The organism is Bradyrhizobium uaiense, assembly GCF_010811875.1.
In the GTDB taxonomy this organism is placed as follows: Bacteria; Pseudomonadota; Alphaproteobacteria; order Rhizobiales; family Xanthobacteraceae; genus Bradyrhizobium; species Bradyrhizobium uaiense.
Genome location: NZ_VKHP01000026.1, coordinates 1 through 23,263 on the forward strand (window position 1 = coordinate 1; position 23,263 = coordinate 23,263).

A 23,263-nucleotide genomic window follows, 5' to 3' on the forward strand; every position below is an offset into this window, starting at 1 on the left:
TCGCTTCCTTGTGGTCGGCGGTCTCGAACGTCACCTGCTCCAGCGCCATCGAGGCCTCCAGCAGCATGTTCACGCGCTCCTTGACGATCTGGTTGATCGACAGCTTGGTCCAGCGAATGGCCCAGGTCGGACCGTTGGCGAGCTCGACCGCGATCGCGCGGGCCTTCGCCAACACCTCTGCACGCGGCGCGACATGATTGACCAGCCCGATGCGCTCCGCCTCATTCCCCTTCAGGAGCGTGCCGCGAATCAGGAACTCCTTGGCCTTGTTGATCCCGATCAGCAGCGGCCAGATCACGGTGCCGCCGTCGCCCGCAACCAGGCCGACGCGCGAGACGTGGGTGTCGCCGATCCGTGCGTCTTCGGCCATCACCGTGATGTCGCAGAGCAGCGCGTGGGTTGCGGCAAGGCCGATGGCGTCGCCGTTGATCGCCGCGATGATCGGCTTGTCGAGCTCGAGCTGGCGGGTGACGCCACGGCGGCTGATCATGGGATCGTGCACCTCGCCCTCTTCGAGCACGTCGCCGCCAGGTCGCTCGGACATCGCCTTGACGTCGCCGCCGACGCTGAAGAAATCCCCGGCGCCGGTGAGCACCACGGCGTTGACGGCGTGATCGTCGGCAAGATCGTCCCAGATCGTCCGCAGTTCACGAATCAGCTTCTGATTGATGGCATTGCGCGCCTGCGGGCGGTTCAGGGTCACGGTTGCGACCTTGTCGGCGACTTCGACTGTCAGGCATTCATACTTGGCGTAATTGGACACGTTTACCTCCGTTATTATTGCTGTTTCTGTATTGACTAGCTCGCTGGCCCGCCGCGCCTACCGGCGCATTCCGGGCTGCACGTCCGCCAGTGCGACATGCAGCGACATCGCTCCCGGATCCTGCTCCAGCATGCGCTGCACGGACTCCAGGTGCGATCGCAGCAACCGGCTCGCCGCCGCCACGTCTCTTTCGCTCAACGCCACCAGGAACTGCCGCCGCTTCTCGCCCAGCCGCGCCATCGCAACCCCGCTGGAAGCGACCTTGGCGTAGACGAAGCGCATGTGGATCTCGGTGACGGAATCCACGATCATTGCAATCACCTTGTTGCCCGTTGAGGCCGCCAGCAGCTTGTAGAACTCGCGCGAGCACTCGACCCGATCGAGCAGCCGGCCCTCCTTGGTGGCGAGTTCGGTGCGCGCGATGTTCGCTTCCAGCGCATCGAGATCGGCCCTTCGCGCATGCGCGCACGCCAGCTGCACCACGAGATCAAGCACGTGGACCCGCGCCTCCGACAGCTCCCGCACGGAAATCGTGCCGAGGCTCAGCATGTCGCGCATGACCTCGTTCATGCGGCGGGTGTCGCCCTGCTGGATGAAGGCGCCGCCCTTGACGCCCTTCTGCAGCCGCAGCACGCCGGCCATTTCGAGGCTGCGCAGCGCTTCGCGCAGCACGTTGCGGCTGACGCCGAGCTGCTGTGCCAATTCGCGCTCGGCTGGCAGCTTGTCGCCGGGCTTCAGCACGCCGAGCGCCAATTGCTCGCGAATCCGCTCGCAAATCTCCTCGAACGTCCGCCTTGTGTGGATCGGCTTGAATGTCGGCGCAGCCGCGGCCGCGGCACGGTGATCGACGGCTCGCTCCCGCCGGTTTGGCGAGGCGGTACGGGAGCGCTGCGGCGCGCGAGGGCTTGACTTGGTGTTCATGCGGTGGATTATTAAATGGATCACCCATTCAATGGAAGCCCCTTTTTGGGCTTCCGACAAAGAAAACGAAACGGGAGTCCGCATGAGTTTTTCCGAGGAGCAGGTCGCTTTCCGCGACAACGTGCGCAGAATGGTCGCCAGGCACGTGGCGCCGATAGCCGCCGAGATCGACGAGACCGACCGCTTCCCGCTCGAGCTGGTCAAGCTGTTCGGCGAGATGGGGCTGATGCAGCTCTGGGTGCCGGAGCGCTACGGCGGCCCGAACGGCAATCTGACCATGGCCTGCATCGCGCGCGAGGAGATCTCGAAGGTCTCGCCGGCCTGCGCATCGATCGCGGCACTCAACACGATGTTCATCATGCCGCTGCTGCATTTCGGCTCGGAGGAGCAGCGCAAGAAATACCTGCCGATCATCGCCCAGGGCGGCGTGGTCACGGCAATCGCGATCTCGGAACCGCAGGCCGGCTCCGACGTCGCCGCGCTGAATACCCGCGCCCGGAAGGATGGCGACAGCTATGTTCTCAACGGCCGCAAGCAATGGTGCAGCTACGGTGTCGCCGCCGACTACATCGTGGTGATGGCGCGGACAAGTGACGGCGCCGGCGCTGACGGCATCAGCGCCTTCATTGTCGAGCCGAAGACGATGCCGGGCATCACGTTCGGCCGCCACGAGCGCAAGATGGGATTTCGCGGCGCCCCCAACACGCCGATCTTCTTCGACAATGTCCGGGTCCCGGCGGAAAATCTGGTCGGCGAGGAAGGCAAGGGTTTTCGCGCGTCGATGCGCGCGCTCGACCTCAACCGTCCGACCATCGGCGCGCAGTCCGTCGGCCTTGCGCAGGGCGCACTGGACGCCTGCGTCGCCTACGCCAAGGAGCGCAAGCAGTTCAAGCAACCGATCGCCGAGTTCCAGGGCGTCCAGTTCATGCTCGCCGACATGGCGATGCAGATCGAGGCGGCCCGCGCGCTGGTCTACGAATGCGCCCGCGCGGGCGACGCAGGCGACTGGAAGCGCCTCAACGTGCTCGCCAGCATGGCGAAATGCGTCGGCAGCGACATGGCCATGAAGGTGACGACCGACGCCGTCCAGATCTTCGGCGGCTATGGCTACACCATGGACTATCCGGTCGAACGCATGATGCGCGACGCCAAGCTGACCCAGATTTTTGAGGGCACCAACCAGATCCAACGCGTGGTGATCGCCCGCGAGCTGCTGCGCTAGTGCCGACCGATTTCAAGAAACGATTACGGGGAGAAACGACCTTGAACCACATCATCAACCGGGCATTGATAGCCGGCGCGCTGTCGGCCCTGCTGGCGGAACCTTCCTACGCTCAAAAAGCCTATGATCCCGGCGCCAGCGACACCGAGATCAAGCTCGGCCAATCGACGCCCCTGAGCGGCCCCGCATCCGCGTTCGGCGCGGGCGCCGGACGGGCGGTGGTCGGCTACTTCGAGATGCTGAACGCCAAAGGCGGCATCAACGGCCGCAAGATCAACTTCACGCAGCTCGACAATGCCTACAGCGCGCCGAAAGCGGTCGAACAATCACGCAAGCTGATCGAGGATGTCGGCGTATTGGCAGAGGTCGGTACGATCGGCACCGCGCCCAACGTCGCCATCCAGAAGTACCTGAACGCCAAGCAGGTGCCGCAGCTGTTCATCACCGCCGGCGGACGCCGCTTCAATGATCCCAAGGCATTTCCCTGGACCATCCCGCTCTATCCCGACTTCGAAACCGAAGGCCGCGTCGTCGCCAAGTACATCCTGAGCGCAAAGCCCGACGCCAGGATCGGCGTGCTCTACCAGAACGACGACTATGGCAAGGACTACCTCAAGGGCCTCCGCGCCGGGCTCGGCCCGAAAGCCGAGCTGATCGTCGCCCAGACCTCCTACGAGCTCGCCGATCCAACGATCGACTCGCAGATCGTTCAGCTGAAGGCCGCCGGTGTCGACACCCTGATCGAGCAGTCGTCGTCGAAAGCAGCAGCGCAATCGATCCGCAAGGTTCACGAGCTCGGCTGGAAGCCGCTGCACGTGATCGGCGGCTCGACCGCATCGGTCGAAACCATCCTTAAGCCCGCAGGCCTCGAAGCATCCAAAGGACTTGTCACGACGCAATTCCTCAAGCAACCGGGCGACCCGGCCTGGGCCAATGATGAAGAGGTCAAGGACTACAAGGAGTTCTTGAAAGCGTACGCGCCTTCAGCCAATCCGGACGACTATTCCGTGCTCGTCGCATATATGAACGTGCATGCCGTGGAGCTGGCGCTGCGCAAATGCGGCGACGACCTGACCCGCCAGAACCTCATGAAGCAGGCGACCTCGCTGAATGGCGAACGATTGCCGATGATGCTGCCAGGCGTCGCGATCAGCACCGGGCCGGTAGACTACACACCCTTCAGGACTCTGCGGATTGCGACATTCGACGGAGAAAGCTGGTCCTTGACCGGCGCGCCTCTATCGGCCGACTAGAACGGATGAGACCGCGGGCGAGAGCCAGCGCGGCTCTCGCTGCGTCAGGACAATAGGCCGGCCCGCCCGACTCAACTCAAAAATCGAAAACAACCCCATGCAAAGTAGCGCCCGGGAGCACCCCGGTTCGGACCGTCGCCTGCCAGCGAAAGCAAAATCATAGCCTCGCTTCCGCTCGAACTCATGAAGTCCCAGACTCAGACCCCGAGCCACTCCAAGCCGGACGCCTGCGCGATCTCCTATGCGGGATGTCGCCCCTGAAGCAGTTCATTCCGAACCCGATGCTCGCTCTCCGGATCGGAAGCCTGTCCAACCCGCTGTTGGACATGTCCCTGAATTGCATCGATGACGTTTGACGAATGGGTCACGAAGCCAAAGCATTTCTTGACGTTGAACAGCGTTGCTTCAACACAGAAGCCCGGCGAGGTCGTTGCGCAGCAGTCTTCGACCAGGAGGCAACCGTAACCCAGGAAATTCGCGTCGGTGAGCGAATGCAGCACGCATTGATCGGTGTTGACGCCGGCAAACAGGATCGTCTTGGTTCCGAGGTTGCGCAGGATGCTGTCCAGCGGCGTGTCCCAGAAGCCGCTGATCCGGTATTTGTCGACGTGAATGTCCTCGGGCTCCTGCTTCAATTCATCGACGACCGCCGCGGCCCAGCTGTCCTTCTGCAACACACGCGCGCCACTGCCCGGCAAGGCCTCGCCAAGACCGATGCCGACCCCCTTCGGCTTGTACAGATGGAGCTGGTTGGGCGCCATGTTCTTGAGATCGGGCCGATTGCCCCAGTTCAGCCAGATCACGTGCACGCCGGCGTTCCGCAAGACAGGGAGAAGCTTCTGCAGCGGCTCGATCGGCGCCCGATCCGGCGTGTGATCGAGGCCGAGATGGTCGACCCATCCCCCCTTCGCGCAGAAGTCGTTCTGCATGTCGACGACGATCAGAGCGGTGCGGTGCAGGTCGACCGTCACCGTTTGAGGCTGCGCGTCGATCGTGACGGCCTTGGGTGGCGGTGCCGCCATCGCCATGTTGACGTTGTTGTCGTCGACCAGCCATTTGTAGCCGGGAGCAGACCCGAGGGGTTTGGCGGTGCCAGGTGCTGCGGATTCGGCGGCCTTTGCTAAAGTGGAACTCGTCATCGGACTTTCCTCCCTTGCATATGTTTTCTTGAAGTCGGTTGCGATCAGCCGCCGCGTTCGAACGGAATGGTCAGCGCTGAGGGCTGCCGGCTTTTTCCGACGAAGCCCGCGATGGCGACCAGCGCCAGCAGATATGGCAGCAGCAACAGAAGCGCGACCGGCACATCGAGCTGCAACGCCGGCACCAGGAATTGCAGCGCGGTCGCGAAGCCGAACAGCAGGCACGCCGCCAGCGTGTACCAGGGATTCCAGCCGCCGAAGATCACGGCCGTGATCGCGAGATAGCCAGCTCCCTTGGTCATGTTCTCGGTGAACGTATTGCTGTCCGCGACCGACATGAAGGCGCCGCCGAGGCCCGCCAGGATGCCGGCGTAGAGCACGCCGAGATAGCGCGTCCTGGCGACGCTGATGCCGGCCTTGTCCGCGGCGCGTGGATCCTCGCCGACCGCCCGCACCGCCAGCCCGAAGGACGTATATTTCAGGATCAGCCAGGTCACGACGACCATCAGGATGCTGACATAGGCAAGGCCGGTCTGGTTCGCCAACGCCGGCCCGATTACCGGGATATGCACGAGCCACGGCAGATTGAGCTGCGCGAATCCGGGGATCGGATCGCGCGACAGCGGCCCGAATATCTCACGGTAGAGAAACGTTGTTGATCCCAGCGCCAGGATGTTGAACCCGATCCCCACCACCAATTGATTGGCACGCAATGTCACGCTCAACACGGCCTGCGCGCCAGCAACCGCCGTCGCGACCAATACGCCGGCCGCGACGCCAATGAGCGGCGAGCCGGTCGCCCACGATGCCAGCGCCGCCGTGAAAGCCGACATCAGCATCATGCCGTCGAGGCTGAGGTTGAGCACGCCGGCGCGCTCGCTCAGCATCTCGCCCGTTGCGGCGAAAATGATCGGAACCGCGAGGCGAAGTCCGGAACCGATGAACACAGGCATGTGTTCGTCAATCATCGGGTCACCGTTCGGTTGGTGAGGAGCGCGGAGGCGGCAATGACGATGACGATCAGGCCCTGGCAGATCAGAACGACGGCGGACGGGACGTGCGCCGAGATTTCCATGTTGATCGATCCCGAGCGCAGGAATCCGAACAGCAACGCCCCGATCACGACGCCGACGGCCGAGCCGCGCGACAGCAGGCCGACCACCAGGCCGTCGAATCCGTAACCGGACGAGAAATCGCTCGTCAGATAGAACTGCTGGCCGAGGATCATGATCGCGCCGCCGAGACCGCCCAGGCCGCCGGACACCGTCATTGCGAGGATCACGTAGAAGCTCGTCCGCATGCCCGCACGGCGGGAGGCCGTCGCGTTCAGGCCGACGGCGCGCAGCCGCAGGCCGAGCGTAGAGTGCTTGAGCACCAGCCACACCACGACGACCGCGATCGCTGCAATCAGCAAACCGATATGGAGCGGAGAGCCATTGTCCGGGAATAGCAGCGGCAGTTTGGTCGAATCCGGAATCTCCGCCGATTCCGGCAGCGACGACACGTCGCTGATTGGCTTGCGCAGCAAATGGAAGGACTCGACCGACCAGTACACCAGCGGCAGCGCGATGAAGCTCAACAGCAATGTGCTGATGACCTCGTTGGTGCCGCGTGCCGCCTTGAGGAAGCCCGCCAGGCCGCCCCAGACGGCACCGGCGACGGTTCCCACGGCGAGCGGCACGATGAACGCCAGTCCCAACGGCAGGCCACCGGCGCCATGGAGAGCCGCCGCGGTCGCGAACATACCGCCCATCGCGATCTGCCCCTCGCCTCCCACATTGGTCAGGTTCGCACGGCTGGCGAAGATGAAGCCGAGACCGACCAGCGCGAGGCTGATGGCGCGATTGATCGAAGCACCGATGTTGAAATCGCTTCCCGCCATGCCGTCCCAGAAGGCTTCGATCGCCTCGACGACGGACGCACCGGTGGCAGCGATGATGAGCAGGCCGATCCCGAGCGCGATGACGGTCGACACTACGGGAACCAGAACCTGCAGCGGCACGAGCTTGCGCCGCGTGCCCTGCGCAAGCTTCGGATTTTTCATGACCATGGCTAACCTAGACATGCGCGTGCCCCGACATCATCGCCCCGATCGCCTCACGGCTGAACGACCCGGCAGCGAGCTCGCCAACCAGCTTTCCGCGGTAGATCACCGCGATCCGATCCGACACAGCCATCAGCTCCTCGAGCTCGCTGGAGATCAAAAGCACCCCGAGACCATCATCGCGGGCCGCACGGATGCGATTGTAGACAGCCTCGATCGCACCGACGTCGAGCCCGCGCGTCGGCTGCGCCGCGAGCAGGAACACCAGCGGATCGAGCGAGAGCTCGCGTGCGAGCACCGCCTTCTGCTGATTGCCGCCGGAGAGGCTCGCCATCGAAACATCAGGGCTGCTCGCGCGCACGTCGAAGTCGCGCATCATCGTCTCCGCCGCCTTGCGGCGCGCCGATTTGTCGAGCAGGCCAAAGCGGCTGAATTTTCCGATCGCGCCGAGATAGAGGTTCTCGGCCACCGACAATTCCTTGATGCATGCCACCGCATGGCGATCCTCGGGAACGATGCCGACACCGGCATCCGTGATCTCTTGCGGCGTGCAGCCCGTGACCTGTGTCCCGCCGACGACGATCGCGCCTGCGCTTGGCGCGGCGAGACCAGCCAGGATCAACCCGAGCTCGCTCTGACCGTTGCCCTCGACGCCCGCGATCCCGACGATCTCGCCGGTGCCGACCGTGAGGCTCAACCCGTCCAGCCTCGGCACCCCATGCGGGTCGCGATACACGAGGTCCGAGATCTGCAGCACCGCCTCACCCGGCGACGTCGGACCAACCGAGCTGGATTTCGCCGGCGTCTTGCCCTCGATATCGACCGCTGCGGCGAGCACCGAACCTGCCGACTGGACATCGCGGCCGACCATGGAGCGCACCAGCGACCGGATGTCGGCGCCCTCCATCGCGACGGTCTCGATGATCCGGCCCTGCCGCAGAACGGTCGTGCGATCGGCCACGCGGCTGATTTCGCCGAGCTTGTGCGTCACCAGGATCACGGATTTTCCGCGCAGCGCCACCTGGCGGCAGATCGCCAGCAGCGCGTCGATCTCGTCCGGCTGCAGCACGGCCGTCGGTTCGTCGAGCACGAGCAGTTGCGGATCGCCGAGCAGGCATTTGATGATCTCGACCCGCTGCCGCTCACCGACCGAGAGCTCGTCGATCCGCGCCTCGGGGTCGATCTCGAGCCCGTATTCCGCGGCGAGCTGCTCCATCCGCACGATGATATCTTGCGGCTTCAGCACCGCGCTGGCGCGGCCGAGCATCAGGTTCTCGGCCACGGTCATGTTGGGCACCAGGCTGAAATGCTGATGCACCATCACGACGCCGCGTTGCAGCGCTTCCGCCGGGCCACGCGGATCAAACGGCTCTCCGCCCAGCGTCATCGTGCCGGCATCCGGCCGGTGCACCCCGAACACCAGATTGCACAATGTCGACTTGCCGGCGCCGTTCTCGCCAAGCAGGCAGTGCACCTCGCCGCGCTCGATCAGCAGCGATATGTCGTCGAGCGCGGTAAAAGCCCCGAAGCGCTTGGTCAGACCAGACAGTTCGAGAAGAGCCACGATCAGCCCACCTTGACTTTGATCTTGTTCGACAGCAGGTCGTCCTTGAGCTCCTTGATCTTCGCCTGGATCTCGGGCGTTGCCCCGGCGCAGATCTCGATGTCGGCCGAGCGTGGCCCCATGGCGAGGCCGAACTGCTTGTATTCCGGGTGCCACGTTCCGGCGACGGCCTGGTCGATGGCGTATTCGACCATGAACCCGATGCCGCTGACCGTGTAGGCGATGTAGAGCGGGTTGTTGTCGGAGCAGTAATTGGTATAGCTCCCGATCATCCTGGTGCCCTTCTCGCGCGCCGCCTGCTCCATTCCGCGCACACCGAGATTGAGGATGTTGTAGTGGACGTCGGCCCCTTGCGCGATCGAGGCAAGCGTTGCTTCCTTCGCCTTGGCGACGTCGTCAAAGTCGCCGGTGTAGGTCACGAAGCATTTGGTATCCGGCTTGACGTGCTTGGCGCCGTTCGCGAATTCCGTTCCGGTGTTGACGATGGCGGGAATTTCAAGCCCACCGACGTAGCTCACCGCGCCGTTCTTCGACATCATCGCGGCGACCGCGCCGGCAATGAAGCCGATCTGGGCCTGCAGCACGTCGTATTGCGCGACGTTGTCGGTTGGTTGTCCGGTCGGGCCGACGATCGAGAACTTCACCTTCGGGAAACGCTTGGCGACCTTGAGCACCGAGGCCTGCGTCTGCCCCGCGGCGCCGATCACCATGTCGTTCTTGCTCGCGAGCGTGACGAGCGCCTGCTCCATGTCGGCGAACTTGACGTTCTCGATCGACGTGATCACGACATTCTTGCCGTGGCGTTGCTCAGCCGCCTTCATGCCGTTATAGGCCGACTCCATCCAGCCATGGTCGGCCCTCGATCCCGGAATGAGAATGCCGATGCGGAGCGGCTTCGCAGCGTCGTCGGCGAAGGCGAGCCGACCTGATGAACCGATAAAGGCCGCCGAGAGCAGGCCTGTTTGCAGAAATGCACGACGGGTACCGTTCATGTGTTTCCTCCTGTTCGTTCCCGCTGTTGCCGCATTCTTTTTATTGCGGCATTTTTGTTATCTACGGCGCGGCCATCGGCCGTGCTGTCGTCTTCAGAATCGAAGCAACCTCATCTCGCAGCAATCGTCGCCAACGCTCCCACGGCGTCGACGAAACACTTCATCGGAGCCTGCACGACGCCGGCGCCGATGATCCCCTTGCCCGGCTCCTTGTGCGCCGTTGCGGTGTTGATGACCGGCCGCATGCTCTCGTCGACGACCTTGCGGATGTCGATGCCGACCGGAGCCCCGATGAAGTCGAGCATCGGCAGAGTGAAGCCGGGATTGCGACCGACGGTGACGTGCGCCATCTCGCGCGAATAGCGCAGCGCGTCCTGCGGCGTGCCGCCGACGAACTGGACCATCGCGGGGGCCGCCGCCATCGCAAACGCGCCGAGCCCAGCGGTCTCGGTGATCGCGCTGTCGCCGATATCGGGATTGGCATCCGCCTCGCTGAAGCCGGGCAGGAACAGGCCGATGGGGATGTCGGCCGGGCCGACGAACCATTGCCCGTCCAGTCCGCTGACCCTGATGCCGACATTCACGCCGTTGCGCGCCATCGCCGTAACGATGCTGCTGAACGGCACGCCGTGCGCGGCGTCCATGGTCGCCTTGCACGCCGCCATCGACAGGCTCAGGAAGAACATGTCGTCCGCCCCGATCGTCCGCTGCGTCTCGTGAACGACATCGAGCGAGATCGAGGACTTAAGCAGCGCTTCCGTGACGGCGCGATACAGCAGCAGGGTCGCCGCCGTGTTGCGATTGTGGACGTCGTCGCCCATATGCAGCGACTGCGACATCAGCGGCTTCAACGGCAACCCGCCATCGATGCCGGCGACGGCGGCCTTCAGGCACGGCGCCAGCACATTCTCGATCAGCTTGAGGCCTTCGATCACTTCAGGGGCGAAGGCGCCGAAGCGCAGCGTCTTGGCGCCGCCGGATTCCATCATCGGCGCATAGGCGCGATTGCCCGTGGTCTTGTTCTGCACCACGAACAGCGGCATCGAGGGCGAAACGATCCCGGTCATCGGCCCGACCGCGCCGAATTCATGACACGGCGCGAAGCGGATGCCGCCTGACGCGGCGAGTTGCTCGGCCTCCCGTGGGGTCGCCGCCCAATTCTCGTAGAGGATGGCGCCGACGACCGCGCCCTTCATCGGGCCGCACATGTCACTCCAGGCGATCGGCGGACCGGCATGGAGCAGCGTCCGGCCCATGTCCGGCCAGATCTCGGATGCGTGCGCCGCGACGTCGACCCATACCGGCTGTGCGGTCAGGATGCGCTCGAGCACTTCCGCATTGGCGCGGTCGATCCGCGATCCCAGGCAATCGGCATCACCGGCATCGCCAACCAGTTGCGCGAGGCTCCAGGCGACCTCGGGACTTCCATCGCCAACCGGCCGCCACTGCAGCCGCACCAGCGGCGCACCGCTGCTTTCGACACCGCGGTCGAGGTCGGCGGCGCCGAGGCTGATGACGGATGTCTTGGCCTGGAGAGCGAAGGGCGCTGCGTTCATCATCGTTCTCCTCCTTGCATCGCACGACGCCCTGTGCCGCTGTCATCGGCCGCTATGCGGCTCGCGATGGCTTGGGCGGCAAGGGCCGCGCCGGTGCTGCTGCCGACAATCTCCGCGCCGGCGTCCGCCAGCATGGCTTTCTGGGTCCCGACCGGCTGCGGATCTGAATCCGTGCCGCAGATGAAGCAGATCACGGGAAGCTCCCGCCCCTGCGCCCGCGCGGCGGCCTTCGCCCGGCGAATGGCCGGAGCCAGAATCTCTGCGGGATTCGGGTGACTGCCGTGGCCCAGCACGACGTCCAGAACGATGCAGGCAACGGTCGGATCGTCCGCCTCCTTCAGCAGCCGCTCGATCCGCACGCCGTAGTCGATCATCGGATGCGGGCGCCCCACCGTGAATTCGTCACTGCCCAGATCGATCGCCATGTGTCCGTGGCTTTCCTCCACGTCCGCGAGACGGTCTGCAGCGGCGAGTGGCGCGTTCGACCGGGCACGAATGCCCGCGGCCCGCCAAATGGTTTGGGCTTCCGAGCAGAACGTGCCGCCGGAGTAGAGACCGCGCAGGTAGCGCTGCGACGGCGCCAGCGCCGCACAAATCCGCGTTGCCAACTGTTCGATGGCCTGATCGTCACTGCCGGGCTGGCGCGCGCCCGCAAGTGCAACGGCCCGCCGCGCCGTCTCCTCGAGCGACGAGGTACGGTGGACATTGCCGGCGGATGCCGCAGGCTCGGCGCCGAGAAAGCAGATCACGACCGGCTTGCCGATCTCGCTCGCACGCTCGATCACCAGCTTCTGCACGTCGCGCGCTGGAGGCTTGGAGACGATAGCGACGACCGTTGTCTGCGGGTCGGCCGCCAGCAACTCGAGGCCCTGCAGCATGGTGATGCCGCCGACCTCGCTGGAAACGTCGTGGCTGCCGGTGCCGATGGCCTGCGATATGCCCTGGCCATGACGGTGGACCTGGCACATCACCTCCTGCAGGCCCGTTCCCGACGCTCCCACGAGCCCGATGACGCCCCGCCGAACGACGTTGGCAAATCCGAGCGGCACGCCATTGATGATCGCCGTGCCGCAGTCCGGTCCCATCACCAGCAAGCCCTTCTGGGCCGCAACGCGCTTGATGGCCTGCTCCTGCTCGATCGGCACGTTGTCGCTGAACAGCAGCACGTTCAGGCCCTGGCGCAGCGCCTTCAAGGCTTCCGCCGCGGCATAGGGGCCCGGCACCGATATCAATGCGAGGTCGGCATGATCGGCAATCGCGACGCCGCCGGAGATCGATCGCGGCGGCGCTTCCGCCGCAGGTTCGCCCGCCCCACCCTTCGGCTCTTCGCCCACGATCAGGGAGTGAATCTCCCGCTCTGCGGCGGCGAGCTTTTCGGGCGCGTCGTCCGCCACGACGATCATGATGTCGCCCGGCTTGGCGCCCTCGAGCGCGGGGTTCATCAGCCCGGCCTGCTGCAGGAATTCCTTGTTGCTGCGCGTTCCCATCAGCAGCGTGACCCGCTGCACGCCGGTCCGCGCAACCGTGACCTGCGAGATCCGCATCAACGACACGGAATCCTTGTACAGGTTCGCCCTTATGCTGGATTGGATGGCCATTGCCTTGTCGTTCCCTTGAATCCCGCAGGCTGCTTGTTTGTCTTGTGCTTGAGCTTCAACCAGCGGCCAGCTCGATCGCCTGATCGGATGAGGCGCCGAGGCGTCTCATCTGCTTCAACTCGGAGAGCGCCTGCGCCATTGCGGCCATGAGGTGAGGACCGCCATCTTGCTCGACACTCGAATCCAGATTGGCGGGGGCTACTCGCCCGCCGATGCGCCAATCCCGGTAGCTATTGAACGACGTGCGTGCCGGTCTCGCCGCGCAACGCCGCCATGGCGCAATCGAGGTGACTGATGATCGCGCGCTTTCCACCGCCCTCGAGAAACCGGATGGCCGCATCGACCTTGGGGCCCATGCTTCCCGGAGGAAAATGGCCTTCGCGATGGTAGGCCTTGATCTCCTCGAGGTTGACCTGATCGAGTTCCCTCTTGTTCGGCTTGCCGAAGTTCACGGCGACGCGCGGCACTGCCGTCAGGATCAGCAACTCTTCGATGCCCAGCACATTCGCGATATGAGCTGATGTCAGGTCCTTGTCGATCACTGCCGGCACGCCGGTGCGAACGCCCTTTGCGTCACGAACCACGGGAACGCCGCCGCCGCCTCCCGCGATGACGATCGTCCCCCGCTTGACCAATGCATCGACCAGCGAGATGTCGCAGACATGCTTGGGCTTCGGCGACGGCACGACATGACGCCAGCCACGCCCGGAATCCTCGCGCATTGCCCAATTGAGCTCGTCGCTGATCTTCCTGGCCTCGTCCTCGGAAAAGAACGGCCCGACGAACTTCGTCGGATTCTTGAACGCGGGATCGTCCTTGTCGACCTCGACCTGGGTCAGCAGGCTTGCCACATGCCGCTGGTTGCCCTGTTCGCGCAGCGCATTCTCGATCGCCTGCATCAGGAGATAGCCGATGCCGCCCTGGCTGTGAGCGACGCAGATGTCCATGTCCATCGGCGGAATCCGGTTCATCGTCAGCATCTGGCGCATCATGATCTTGCCGACGACGGGGCCGTTGCCGTGCGTGATGACCAGCTCATTGTCGAGTTGCGCAAGCGGCAGCAGCGCCTCCGCGGTGATCTGCGCAACGGACTTCTGCTCCTGGGAAGTGCCCCTGATGTCTTCGGGGTGAACCGCATTGCCGCCGATCGCAACCACCAGGCGACGCGGCACGTCATTGAGCGTACGCATTTCCTTATCTCCCGGCATTCTGAACGATGGCGACCGCAAGCTCGCAGGCCTGCGCGTTCGACGGCGCAACGAGGATTCCGGCCTGCTCCAGTTTCCTGACCTGCGCGGAGCGTCCTTGCGGATCCTGCTCCGTGCCAACGACGGACGCGATCAATGCCGGTGCATCTCGCCCACGATCCGCGACGATCCTGGTCAGATGCTCGGCGGGATCGGCATGCGCGCCATAGCCGAGCACAAGATCAAGCAGGACCACCGAAAGGTCGCGGTTCTTGAGTGCAGCACGCAACGCTTCGTCGCGCACTGACGGGTCGATCATCGGGTGCGGCCGGCCACGGGTATATTCGTCGTCGCCGAGGTCGATCAGCCGATCGCGTCCGTCGTTCGGCTCGACGCCGAGCTTGAGCACGCCGGGGATGGCCGCATTCGACGCCACCTTGCGGCCTGCGGCAGCGAGGATCACCTGCGCTTCGGCGCACAACGTGCCGCCGGCGAACAAGCCCTCGATCCCGCCACGACCGTTCCGCGGAATCCTTGACGCAACTGCGTTGGCGTCGAAGCCCGCTCCGATCTTCTGGTGTCCCAGTGCGAGCTCCGCGGCGCCTTTCAGCGTCGGCGAGAAGCGGGCGTTCGGCGGCAGCTCGACCTCCGAGGCGCCGATGAAGCAGACGGTGAACGACTTCTTGCTTTTGCCGATCCGCTGAAGGACGGATTTGGCGACATCAGGATGCGGCGGTTTCGAGATCAGCACCACGTGGTCGGTTTCCGGATCGGAATCGAACGCATCGATCGCCATCAGCGTGGTGATGCCGCCGATGTCCTTCTTCAGATCGCGCCCGCCAACGCCGATGGCATGGGAGATTCCCGCGCCGGCTTCCGAGATCAGGCACGAGACCTCCTGCGTTCCGGTACCCGACGCGCCGACGATGCCGATCCGACCACGCATCAGCTTGTTGGCGAACGCCAGCGGCGCGCCGCCGATCACGGCGGTTCCGCAATCCGGTCCCATCATCAGGAGGCCGGCCGCCCGCGCCTGCTGCTTGAGCGACAATTCGTCCTCGAGCGACACGTTGTCGCTGAACATCAGGACATGCAGGCCGCGATTGAGCGCCTTGCGGGCCTCCGCGGCGGCGAACTCGCCGGGCACGGAAATCAGCGCGAGATTGATCTCCGGCCTGTTCTTCACAGCGGCGGCAATCGAGTGCGGTCGCCAGGCCGACTGTGCCTCGCCCTGGCTCTTCGGCTTGTCGAGCGACTTGATCGCATTGTCGAGGGCTTCGCGGGCAGCGGTCTCGGACTCGGCCTTGACCGCGATCACGAGGTCATTGCCCTTCACGGCAGTGCCCTCCTCGAGCAGCCCCGCATTGCGCATGATCGCAGCGTTCGACGGAGTCCCCATCATCAACGCCGCCTCGATCACGCCGGGCGATCCGGCCACCTCGCGCGACAGCCGCATCAGCGCGACCGAATCGAGATAGAATCCCTTGCGGACCTCATTCAGGACAACGACGTTCATGACACCCCCAAATCCTTGGCGATGGCCACGATCGCCTGCTGGAAGCACGCCAGCGGCGCCTTGACCACGCCGGCACCGACCTGGCCGATGCCGGGCTCGCGATGCGCGATGCCGGTGTTGATGACGGGCACCACGCCGGAATCGACGACCAGGCGGATATCAATGCCGGTCGGCACGCCGGCGAAGTCCATGGCGGCGATGGTCCATTCCGGATTCTGCGCAGCCGTGATCTCGCCCATCGAGCGGGTGAAATTGCCGGCTTCGGACGGCGCGCCGGCCCCCACGAAGCCCGCAACTGCCGGCGCTGCCGCCATCGCGAATCCACCGAGGCCAATCGTCTCGACGATGGCGGAATCGCCCATGTCCGGATTGGCGTCCTTCTCGGAATAGCCGGCAAAATACAACCCTTCCGGCATTTCGACCGGCGCGGTGAACCATTGCTCGCCGAGCCCGCTGACCCGGATTCCGAAATCGGTGCCGTTGCGGCACATGGCGGTGACGATGGTCGAGCCGCGAATGCCGTTCGCGGGATCTGTGATCGCCTTGCCCATCGCCATCGCGATGTTGAGGAAGAACTGATCGTTCTGCCCGATGAATGCGAGACATTCGGCGAGAACGGCGTTGTCGGTCGAGGTTCGCGCCATCCAGGGCGCGATCTCACGAAGGAAAACACTCGAGCAGGCGAGATTGCGCTGATGCAGCTCGTCGCCCATCGACAGGCCGCGCGCGACGATCGATTTCAGGTCGATGCCGCCGGCGGCACGGATCGCCTTGCCCAGAGTCGGCCCGAACACGTCGCGCAACCAGGCGAGCCGCTTCAGCACGCTCGCGTCGTTGCCGCCGAAGCGCATCACCTTGCCGAGCCCCTCGTTGATCGCGCAATAGGCGCGATTTCCGAAGCGTGCGTTCTCGACCACGAACAACGGCATTGACATCGTCGTCATGCCGGTCATCGGGCCGACCGCCCCGAAGTGGTGGTTCGGGTGAAATTCGATCTCGCCACCGGCGGCGAGCTTGGTCGCAGTCGGCAGATCCTGCGCCCATCCCTCGAACACGATGGCGCCCGCGACCGCACCGCGCATCGGCCCGCACATCCTGTTCCAGGAGATCGGCGGTCCGGCGTGCAGGATCATCCGTTCGCGCAGGCCCGGGATCAATTCGCGGGCGGGAACGATGTCGATCAGCCGGGGCTCTCCTTCGAGGATCCGCTCGAGCGCCTGCTGGTTTGCGTCTTCGATCAGTTTCATCGGCGTGCCCTCACACGCCGAGCTTCGCGAGCAGCGCCGCCATCTGCGGATCTCCGCCCGCCGATGGCTTCCAGTCGACGTGAACGACGTCGATACCGCAATCGCGGAGGTCCTTCACGAACCCCTCAAGCCCGACATTCACGACTTCGACCTTGCGCGCCAGCAACTGCTGATACTGCGGCCCATCCTGATCCGTCATCGTTTCCGCCCTAACAAGTTCGTTTTCGTTATGTCGAGATAATAAGAAAATACTTACTTCGTCAAGACCGGATTCTCGTGAAATGCAAAACTCTGTGCCCGGTCGCGGAGCGGATCGGTCGAGAGCGATCCCGCCTTAAAAAAAGTGCTCCGAACTTGGTTCGGAGCAGTTTGGGAGAACTTGAAATTCGATCGTCATCGCTCGCGAAGGGCGTGGCGCAGGACGATCAGACTGCCTGCAAATGCATCCCGGCCGGACGTGTGGCCGATCGCGGCGAGCGCGGTGAAGGCGCGGCGAACTCCGGCGACCTCCCCGCTCATCGTCGCATGGATCGCGGCGTGCAGTGCTGCCGCGCCGTAGCCAAGTGCCGCCGCGCGCAGATGAATTCGGCTGATGTCGTTGGTGCCGTCGAGCAGCGTGCGGCAACGGTCCCACAACGCATCGCGACGTTCGGTGCGCCCCAGCGTAGCCAGCGCAATCAGCGCACCGCCGATCAGATCGTCGCCGGACGGCGTAAGCCCCGGCCCGAGACCGATCAAGCTGCCAAGCCCGGAGTCTTGAACCGCATGGTCATCCCCTCCTGCCAGGACGCATTCCAGCGCAGCGAGACCGGGCATGGCAGCCCGAACCAGCGCAGAGGCATCGCTCGGAACAGGTCCGGCCCCGACAACGGCCAGGCCTTCGGAAGTCAGATCATCACCCCACATCTCGTCGACGGCATCAAGGCCGCGTCGGAGGCTGCTGATCGACCAATGCGGCGCAGCGCGCGGCGCCCAGACGGACCGCGCGGCCAGATTTGCGAGCGGCGTCCCTGCGATCCACAGAACGCTGTCCGCGACCCGCACGGGATCGCCGACCACAAGGCCCGGCCATCGGAAGTCGCCGAGCACCTGCAACGGCCCCGATCCGATGCCGGTCTGTCCAATGCAGATCCAGATCCCGTCGATGACGGTGTAGAACGAACGCTCGAACACGGCGACGACCTGGCCCGCGGCGCGGTCGCGAAGCGCCCTGTCGGCAAGGAGGCCTACTTCCACACAGTCACAGACCGTCGTTGCGGGCATGCGACGCCGCTCGCCGGGCGCGCCCGCGCAAACCTGCGTCCTCCCCTCAGCTTCGCGGTCTCCGACAAGCATCTGCCCTCACCTCCTTCAGCGCGCCTGAGCCGCGAACCGCTGCGGTGCACCGGCCTGGGCCTCGCCGCCCAGATAAGCCGCCTCCAGCAGCGGGTCCTCGGCGATGATATCGGCGGCGCCGCTCTTCAGGATCGCACCGGTCTCCAGGAGATAGGCCCGGTCCGCGAGAGCGAGCGCATGGCCCGCCATCTGATCGACCACGATGATGGTCATGCCCTCGATCCGCAGCCGCTCGAAGGACGCAAACAGTTCGTCGACGACGAGCGGCGCCAACCCGAGCGACGGCTCGTCCAGCATGAATACCTTCGGCCCGGTCAAAAGCCCGCGCGCCACCGCGAGCATCTGCTGCTCGCCTCCGGACAGCAGGCCGGCGCGCTGATCGATGCGCTCCTTCAGCCGCGGGAAGCGCACAAACATCGCCTCGATCTCGGTATCGAGGTCGATACCCTTGCGCGCATAGGCGCCGAGCTGGAGGTTCTGCTTCACCGTCAGTTCCGGAAACACCTGCCGACCTTCCGGCACCAGCACGACACCCGAACAGGCGCGGATATGTGCGGGCATCTTGTCGATGCGCGTCTCGGCGAGCCGGACTTCGCCCGTGGATCGCGGCGGTTCGAGACCGGCGATCGACCGCATCAGGGTGGTCTTGCCGGCGCCGTTCGCGCCGAGCACGGCAACCGCCTCGCCGGGAGCGACAACGAGATCGATACCGTTCAGGGCGCGCGACAGGCCATAGAACGAATCGAGCGCCTTGACCTCGAGTGCGGTGCCCTGCCGTGCCGGCCGCGGTGCGCGGCTCTTCTCACCCGGCGCGGCGTCGCCAAGATAGGCCTTGCGGACCAGCGGATCGTTGCGGATCGCCGCTGCATCGCCGATCGCGATGCGCTTGCCGCCGTCGAGCACGACGATGAGATCGCTGAGCGACATGATCATCGGCATGTCGTGCTCGACGATGATGACGGCAATCCCGAGGTCGGCGATCCGGCGCAACAGCGCGGTCAGGCGCTGCTTGTCGCCCTTCGAGAGGCCCGCCGCCGGCTCGTCGAGCAACAGGATGCGGGGCCGCAGCGCGAGCGCGCGCGCGATCTCGACCAGCCGCTTCTCGCCATGGGACAGCGAATCCGCAAGCCGATCGACATCGCCGTCGACGCCGGCAAAGCGCAGCAGGAACCGGGCAAAACCCTCGGTCCCCGCATTGCGCAGCGCGGAGACAAGGCCGCCGAGACGGCCGGCCCGCTCGGCCAGCAGGATGTTTTCGAGGATCGTGAGCGAGCCGAACAATTGCGTGGTCTGGAACGTGCGCGCCACGCCGACCCGAGCCAGCAGATGCGAAGTCATGCCGGTGACATCGCGATTGCCAAGCTTCACCGACCCCGCCTGCGGCCGGTAGAAGCCGCAGAGCAGATTGAGCGCGCTGGTCTTGCCGGCGCCGTTGGGACCGATGATGCTGGTGACGGCGCCGGGCGCCGCCTGGAACGATACGCCCTGGACGGCGCGCACGCCGCCGAACGAAATCGAGAGATCCGTCACGTCGAGCCCGGCCGCATTGTGCGTCTCGAGCAGCGCCGCATCGACATTCGCCGCCGCGGGCTCGGCCACCGGCTTGCGCGCCGGCAGGAACTTTGCGGCGAGCTGCTCCGCGAGGCCAACGATGCCGGAAGGCGCGGCGCGCAGCACGACGAACAGCAACGCGCCGAAGGCCAGCAGGCGATACTCGGCGAGGTCCGACAGCACTTCCGGCAGCAGCACCACCAGCGCGGCGCCGATCACCGGGCCGAGCGCAGAGCCGGCACCGCCGACCATCACCGCGAACAAGAGCAGCACCGATTGCAGGAACGGAAACGAGCTCGGGCTGATATAGCCCTGCAGCGGCGCGAACAGCGCGCCGGCGAGCGCCATCGCGGCCGCCGAGATCACGAAGGCGACGGCGCGGACATGCACCAGATCGATGCCGAGCGAGCGCGTCGCGACCTCGGTATCGCGCGCGGCACGCATGGCATACCCCCACCCGCTGCGCTTCAGCCGCTCGAACAGGATGAGGCCGGCAAACACCAGCACGATGCCCGCGATCGCCAGCGAACGCTCGGACAGCGCATAGCCGAACACGCTCGGCGGCGCGCTCAGCATCAGGCCGTTGCCGCCGCCGGTGAGATCACGCCACTCGATGGTGACGTGCTCGACGATGAAGCCGAAGGCAATCGTCACCATGGCCAGATACGGCCCGCGCACGCGCAGTGCCGGCATCGCGAGCAGGCCGCCGACGATGCTGACCAGCACGATGGCCCCCGCCGTCGCGGCAAGGTAGGGCCAGCCGGCCTTCTCCATCAGCAGCACGGTGGTGTACGCGCCGATCGCCATGAAGCCGATATGCCCGAGCGAGATCTGGCCCGCGAGGCCGAGCAGGACGTTGAGGCCGATGCAGCCGATCGCCGTCAGCGCGATCGTCGCGATCAGGAACACCGAATAGCTGTCTGCGACCGCGGCGTAGCCGGCGGCAATCGCGAACGCCGCGACCGCGACGAGAAGGGAAGCGCGAGAGGTCATACCTTCTTAACTCCGGCTCGGCCGAGCAGCCCGTGCGGCATGACGACGAGGATGACGATGACGGATGCGAACGTGATGATCTGGGTGTAAACCGAGCCGAGATAGTTGGTCGCGAACACCTCGATCAGGCCAAGACACAGCCCGGCCAGCATGACGCCCCAGGCGCTGCCGAGACCGCCGATGATGGCGGCGGCGAACGCCTTGATGCCGAACAGCGTGCCCATCTCGGACGAGACGTTGAACAGCGGCGCGATCAGCAGCGCCGCGACGCCCGCCAGCATGGCCGACACCGCGTAGCTCGCGGCAATGGCGCCGCTGACATTGATACCCATCAGCCGTGCGGCATTGGGATTCTGCACCACCGCAAGCATCGCGACGCCATGCCGCGTGCGGCGGGTGATCAGATGCAGCGCCAGCGCAAGCAGGAGGCCGACCACGGGAATCAGGAGCTGCAGGGGATAGACCCCTGCCCCCTCGACGATCTGGATCGGCTTGGCCGCGAGCATCGACGGGAAGCTGCGTGGCTCCTTGCCGAACACGAACAGCATCAGGTTGTCGACCATGATGCCGACCGCAACGGTCGCCATCAGCCAGCTGTCCGACCCGCGCAGCACGAACGGACGAACCGCGAAGCGTTCGATCAGAACGCCGTAGACAGCGCAGACCAGCAACACCGCGGGGATGCCGATCGCGCCCGGCCAGCCCCACACGACGAGGAAGAAGTATCCGGCAACGGCCCCCAGGGTCATCGAGCTGCCCTGTGAGAAGTTGACCGTGCCGGACACGGCATAAGTGACGTGAAAGCCCAGCGCGAGCAGACCATACATGCTCCCCAGCGCCATTCCGGTTATTATCGCCGAAAGAAACGACATCGATGATCACCCCGATCTGCTTGCTGGACCACCGTTGCCGTCAGTTCTTGAACGGCAGAATGTGGTTGTCTTCGAAGTGGGCCCAGATGTAGTCCTGGGCCGTCAGCGCATCGTGCTTGTTCTGGGCGAACGGCTTTTCATAGGTCTTGATCAGGCCTTCCAGCCGGTCGATTCCGTAGAAGCCGTCGCGAATGGCGGTCGGATCGGTGCTGCCGGCCTTCTGGATCGCGCCGGCGATCACCATGACGCTGTCATAGGCGTTGGCGAAGCCGACCGCGGGGGTTACGTCTGCGGGCCCCTTGATATCGGGATACTTCGCCTGCAGCTCGGCGAGCACGCGCCTGCCGACCGGCGAGAGGTTGCCGAAAAAGCTGTAGGTCTGGACGAAGACCACGCTCTCGGCGCTCGGCCCGGCGAGCTCGGTGAAGCGGCCACCGGCCGGCCCCCAATGCGACACGATCGGCGGCGACCAGCCCATCCGGTCGAGCGATTTCACGACCTGCGAAGATGGACCGACATTGCCGACCAGGAACAGCGAATCGGCGCCGGCCTGCTTGAGCCGGGACAATTGCGCGACGACGTCGACATCGTTCGCCTCGAACTTCTCGACACCCGCCGGCTCGATACCGGCCGCTTTCAGCGCGGCGCGCAGGCCGTGCTCGTTCGATTCGCCCCAGGGATTGTTGACCAGGATGAGACCCGGCTTCTTGGCTGCGAAGGTCTTGCCGGCGAACGCGACGATCGCCTTGTCGACCTCGTCGTCCATTGCCGAGACGCGGAACACGTAGTTGGACGCGGCGCCGTTCTGCGTGATGTTGGTTCCGGCGGCCCACGGCACCACGAACGGCATCTTGACATTATTGACGAACGGCACGATCGCAAGCTGGACCGGCGTATCGAGACCACCAAGCAACACTGCGACCTTCTCGCGCTGGATCAGCTCGCGCGCGGCGGTCAGCCCCTTCGCGGGATTGCTTTCATCGTCACGGCGCACCAGCTCGAGCGGACGGCCGAGCACGCCCCCTTTCGCGTTGATGTCCTCGATCGCGATCGTGGCGCCGCGCGTCAGCGCTTCGCCGGCGCGCGCCGATTGCCCGGACAGCGCCGTGACCAAGCCGATCTTGATCGGTTCGGCGGCCAGCGCGCGCTCCGCAAACGGCAGAGAGCCGATGAGAATTGCGAGCGCGCCCTGCAAGACAACGCGGCGGCGCAACCCGGTAATGGGGGTACAAGCATAGTTCATTTCTGCAATTCCTCCCGCTCCGACGGCTCCCCAGCCGTCTCTGGTCCGCTTGCCGCTGTCTCCGTGGCCTTGACGGAAGTAAAAACTTTCTTCACAAATTGACGAATGTCAAGCGGCCGATCGCGCGCCGCGTGGAGATTGCGATGCAGCGGGAGATTGGGGCGGAACCGGAACGAGCCAATCCACGTGGCGTTCTCGGCGATGCAACATGCGCGCAAGCGCCGAATCCGGCCCGCGGTCTCCGCTCTCACGACCGCTATCGCTACG

General features: G+C 65.0%; 19 protein-coding genes. 2 read left to right on the forward strand and 17 right to left on the reverse strand.

Translation table 11 applies throughout. The annotated features are described in order from the left end of the window. Positions 1 to 763 (reverse strand): enoyl-CoA hydratase/isomerase family protein (locus tag FNJ47_RS09365; RefSeq protein WP_347341643.1); only part of this gene is annotated, 763 nt, incomplete at its 3' end. Between the two features lie 57 nt (positions 764 to 820). Beyond that, positions 821 to 1,684: a FadR/GntR family transcriptional regulator gene (locus tag FNJ47_RS09370; RefSeq protein WP_163152793.1), complete on the reverse strand. Its 864-nt coding sequence runs from the start codon at positions 1,682 to 1,684 to the stop codon at positions 821 to 823. A gap of 82 nt (positions 1,685 to 1,766) precedes the next feature. Between FNJ47_RS09370 and FNJ47_RS09375 the strand changes: the two genes are divergently transcribed. Continuing rightward, on the forward strand, positions 1,767 to 2,906 hold the full coding sequence (locus FNJ47_RS09375) for an acyl-CoA dehydrogenase family protein (RefSeq protein WP_163152794.1): 1,140 nt from the start codon (positions 1,767 to 1,769) through the stop codon (positions 2,904 to 2,906). 41 nt (positions 2,907 to 2,947) lie between these two features. Next, complete coding sequence (locus FNJ47_RS09380; protein ID WP_165445618.1) at positions 2,948 to 4,159, forward strand: ABC transporter substrate-binding protein; 1,212 nt, start codon at positions 2,948 to 2,950, stop codon at positions 4,157 to 4,159. A gap of 239 nt (positions 4,160 to 4,398) precedes the next feature. Here the strand turns inward: FNJ47_RS09380 and FNJ47_RS09385 are convergent, their stop codons facing one another. The 15 genes from FNJ47_RS09385 to FNJ47_RS09455 form a co-directional block, all read right to left on the reverse strand. After that, positions 4,399 to 5,298 (reverse strand): cysteine hydrolase family protein, encoded by a 900-nt coding sequence (locus tag FNJ47_RS09385; protein ID WP_163152796.1) that lies wholly within the window; start codon positions 5,296 to 5,298, stop codon positions 4,399 to 4,401. Between the two features lie 44 nt (positions 5,299 to 5,342). Beyond that, the gene (locus FNJ47_RS09390) at positions 5,343 to 6,266 is read right to left on the reverse strand and encodes an ABC transporter permease (protein ID WP_163152797.1); all 924 of its coding nucleotides are present in this window, start codon (positions 6,264 to 6,266) and stop codon (positions 5,343 to 5,345) included. Continuing rightward, positions 6,263 to 7,342: an ABC transporter permease gene (locus FNJ47_RS09395; RefSeq protein ID WP_235999703.1), complete on the reverse strand. Its 1,080-nt coding sequence runs from the start codon at positions 7,340 to 7,342 to the stop codon at positions 6,263 to 6,265. Before FNJ47_RS09395 ends, FNJ47_RS09390 begins: the two co-directional genes overlap by 4 nt. 13 nt (positions 7,343 to 7,355) lie before the next feature. After that, on the reverse strand, positions 7,356 to 8,906 hold the full coding sequence (locus FNJ47_RS09400; protein ID WP_163152798.1) for an ATP-binding cassette domain-containing protein: 1,551 nt from the start codon (positions 8,904 to 8,906) through the stop codon (positions 7,356 to 7,358). A 2-nt stretch (positions 8,907 to 8,908) separates the two neighbouring features. After that, positions 8,909 to 9,898 (reverse strand): BMP family protein, encoded by a 990-nt coding sequence (locus tag FNJ47_RS09405; RefSeq protein WP_163152799.1) that lies wholly within the window; start codon positions 9,896 to 9,898, stop codon positions 8,909 to 8,911. Positions 9,899 to 10,008: 110 nt separating this feature from the next. Continuing rightward, positions 10,009 to 11,454, reverse strand: coding sequence for a YlbE family protein (locus FNJ47_RS09410; RefSeq protein WP_163152800.1), 1,446 nt, complete (start codon positions 11,452 to 11,454; stop codon positions 10,009 to 10,011). After that, on the reverse strand, positions 11,454 to 13,052 hold the full coding sequence (gene fdrA, locus FNJ47_RS09415; protein WP_163152801.1) for an acyl-CoA synthetase FdrA: 1,599 nt from the start codon (positions 13,050 to 13,052) through the stop codon (positions 11,454 to 11,456). The genes FNJ47_RS09410 and fdrA (FNJ47_RS09415) overlap by 1 nt, the downstream gene beginning before the upstream one ends. A gap of 230 nt (positions 13,053 to 13,282) precedes the next feature. Further along, positions 13,283 to 14,242 (reverse strand): carbamate kinase, encoded by a 960-nt coding sequence (arcC, locus tag FNJ47_RS09420; protein WP_163152802.1) that lies wholly within the window; start codon positions 14,240 to 14,242, stop codon positions 13,283 to 13,285. A gap of 4 nt (positions 14,243 to 14,246) precedes the next feature. Then, entirely contained in the window at positions 14,247 to 15,755 is a 1,509-nt protein-coding gene (gene fdrA, locus FNJ47_RS09425; RefSeq protein WP_163152803.1) for an acyl-CoA synthetase FdrA, read from the reverse strand. After that, positions 15,752 to 17,002, reverse strand: coding sequence for a YlbE family protein (locus FNJ47_RS09430; protein ID WP_163152804.1), 1,251 nt, complete (start codon positions 17,000 to 17,002; stop codon positions 15,752 to 15,754). Before FNJ47_RS09430 ends, fdrA (FNJ47_RS09425) begins: the two co-directional genes overlap by 4 nt. A 10-nt stretch (positions 17,003 to 17,012) precedes the next feature. After that, a complete protein-coding gene (locus tag FNJ47_RS09435) occupies positions 17,013 to 17,201 on the reverse strand; it encodes a hypothetical protein (protein ID WP_163152805.1) in 189 nt (62 codons plus the stop codon). A gap of 194 nt (positions 17,202 to 17,395) precedes the next feature. Continuing rightward, on the reverse strand, positions 17,396 to 18,265 hold the full coding sequence (locus FNJ47_RS09440) for an oxamate carbamoyltransferase subunit AllH family protein (RefSeq protein WP_163152806.1): 870 nt from the start codon (positions 18,263 to 18,265) through the stop codon (positions 17,396 to 17,398). An 87-nt stretch (positions 18,266 to 18,352) separates the two neighbouring features. After that, complete coding sequence (locus FNJ47_RS09445) at positions 18,353 to 20,881, reverse strand: branched-chain amino acid ABC transporter ATP-binding protein/permease (RefSeq protein WP_163152807.1); 2,529 nt, start codon at positions 20,879 to 20,881, stop codon at positions 18,353 to 18,355. Further along, a complete protein-coding gene (locus tag FNJ47_RS09450) occupies positions 20,878 to 21,753 on the reverse strand; it encodes a branched-chain amino acid ABC transporter permease (RefSeq protein ID WP_163152808.1) in 876 nt (291 codons plus the stop codon). The genes FNJ47_RS09445 and FNJ47_RS09450 overlap by 4 nt, the downstream gene beginning before the upstream one ends. A 40-nt stretch (positions 21,754 to 21,793) precedes the next feature. Next, on the reverse strand, positions 21,794 to 22,996 hold the full coding sequence (locus FNJ47_RS09455) for an ABC transporter substrate-binding protein (RefSeq protein WP_163152809.1): 1,203 nt from the start codon (positions 22,994 to 22,996) through the stop codon (positions 21,794 to 21,796). Positions 22,997 to 23,263: the final 267 nt, after the last annotated feature.

Bases quoted from the DNA above. Each gene is read 5' to 3' on its own strand.
- FNJ47_RS09430 (WP_163152804.1), bottom strand. From the start codon at position 17,002: ATGAAACTGATCGAAGACGCAAACCAGCAGGCGCTCGAGCGGATCCTC.
- arcC (WP_163152802.1), bottom strand. From the start codon at position 14,242: ATGCGTACGCTCAATGACGTGCCGCGTCGCCTGGTGGTTGCGATCGGC.
- FNJ47_RS09395 (WP_235999703.1), bottom strand. From the start codon at position 7,342: ATGAAAAATCCGAAGCTTGCGCAGGGCACGCGGCGCAAGCTCGTGCCG.
- FNJ47_RS09370 (WP_163152793.1), bottom strand. From the start codon at position 1,684: ATGAACACCAAGTCAAGCCCTCGCGCGCCGCAGCGCTCCCGTACCGCC.
- FNJ47_RS09435 (WP_163152805.1), bottom strand. From the start codon at position 17,201: ATGACGGATCAGGATGGGCCGCAGTATCAGCAGTTGCTGGCGCGCAAG.
- FNJ47_RS09445 (WP_163152807.1), bottom strand. From the start codon at position 20,881: ATGACCTCTCGCGCTTCCCTTCTCGTCGCGGTCGCGGCGTTCGCGATT.
- FNJ47_RS09375 (WP_163152794.1), top strand. From the start codon at position 1,767: ATGAGTTTTTCCGAGGAGCAGGTCGCTTTCCGCGACAACGTGCGCAGA.
- FNJ47_RS09410 (WP_163152800.1), bottom strand. From the start codon at position 11,454: ATGAACGCAGCGCCCTTCGCTCTCCAGGCCAAGACATCCGTCATCAGC.
- FNJ47_RS09385 (WP_163152796.1), bottom strand. From the start codon at position 5,298: ATGACGAGTTCCACTTTAGCAAAGGCCGCCGAATCCGCAGCACCTGGC.
- FNJ47_RS09450 (WP_163152808.1), bottom strand. From the start codon at position 21,753: ATGTCGTTTCTTTCGGCGATAATAACCGGAATGGCGCTGGGGAGCATG.
- fdrA (WP_163152803.1), bottom strand. From the start codon at position 15,755: ATGAACGTCGTTGTCCTGAATGAGGTCCGCAAGGGATTCTATCTCGAT.
- fdrA (WP_163152801.1), bottom strand. From the start codon at position 13,052: ATGGCCATCCAATCCAGCATAAGGGCGAACCTGTACAAGGATTCCGTG.
- FNJ47_RS09390 (WP_163152797.1), bottom strand. From the start codon at position 6,266: ATGATTGACGAACACATGCCTGTGTTCATCGGTTCCGGACTTCGCCTC.
- FNJ47_RS09455 (WP_163152809.1), bottom strand. From the start codon at position 22,996: ATGAACTATGCTTGTACCCCCATTACCGGGTTGCGCCGCCGCGTTGTC.
- FNJ47_RS09405 (WP_163152799.1), bottom strand. From the start codon at position 9,898: ATGAACGGTACCCGTCGTGCATTTCTGCAAACAGGCCTGCTCTCGGCG.
- FNJ47_RS09440 (WP_163152806.1), bottom strand. From the start codon at position 18,265: ATGCCCGCAACGACGGTCTGTGACTGTGTGGAAGTAGGCCTCCTTGCC.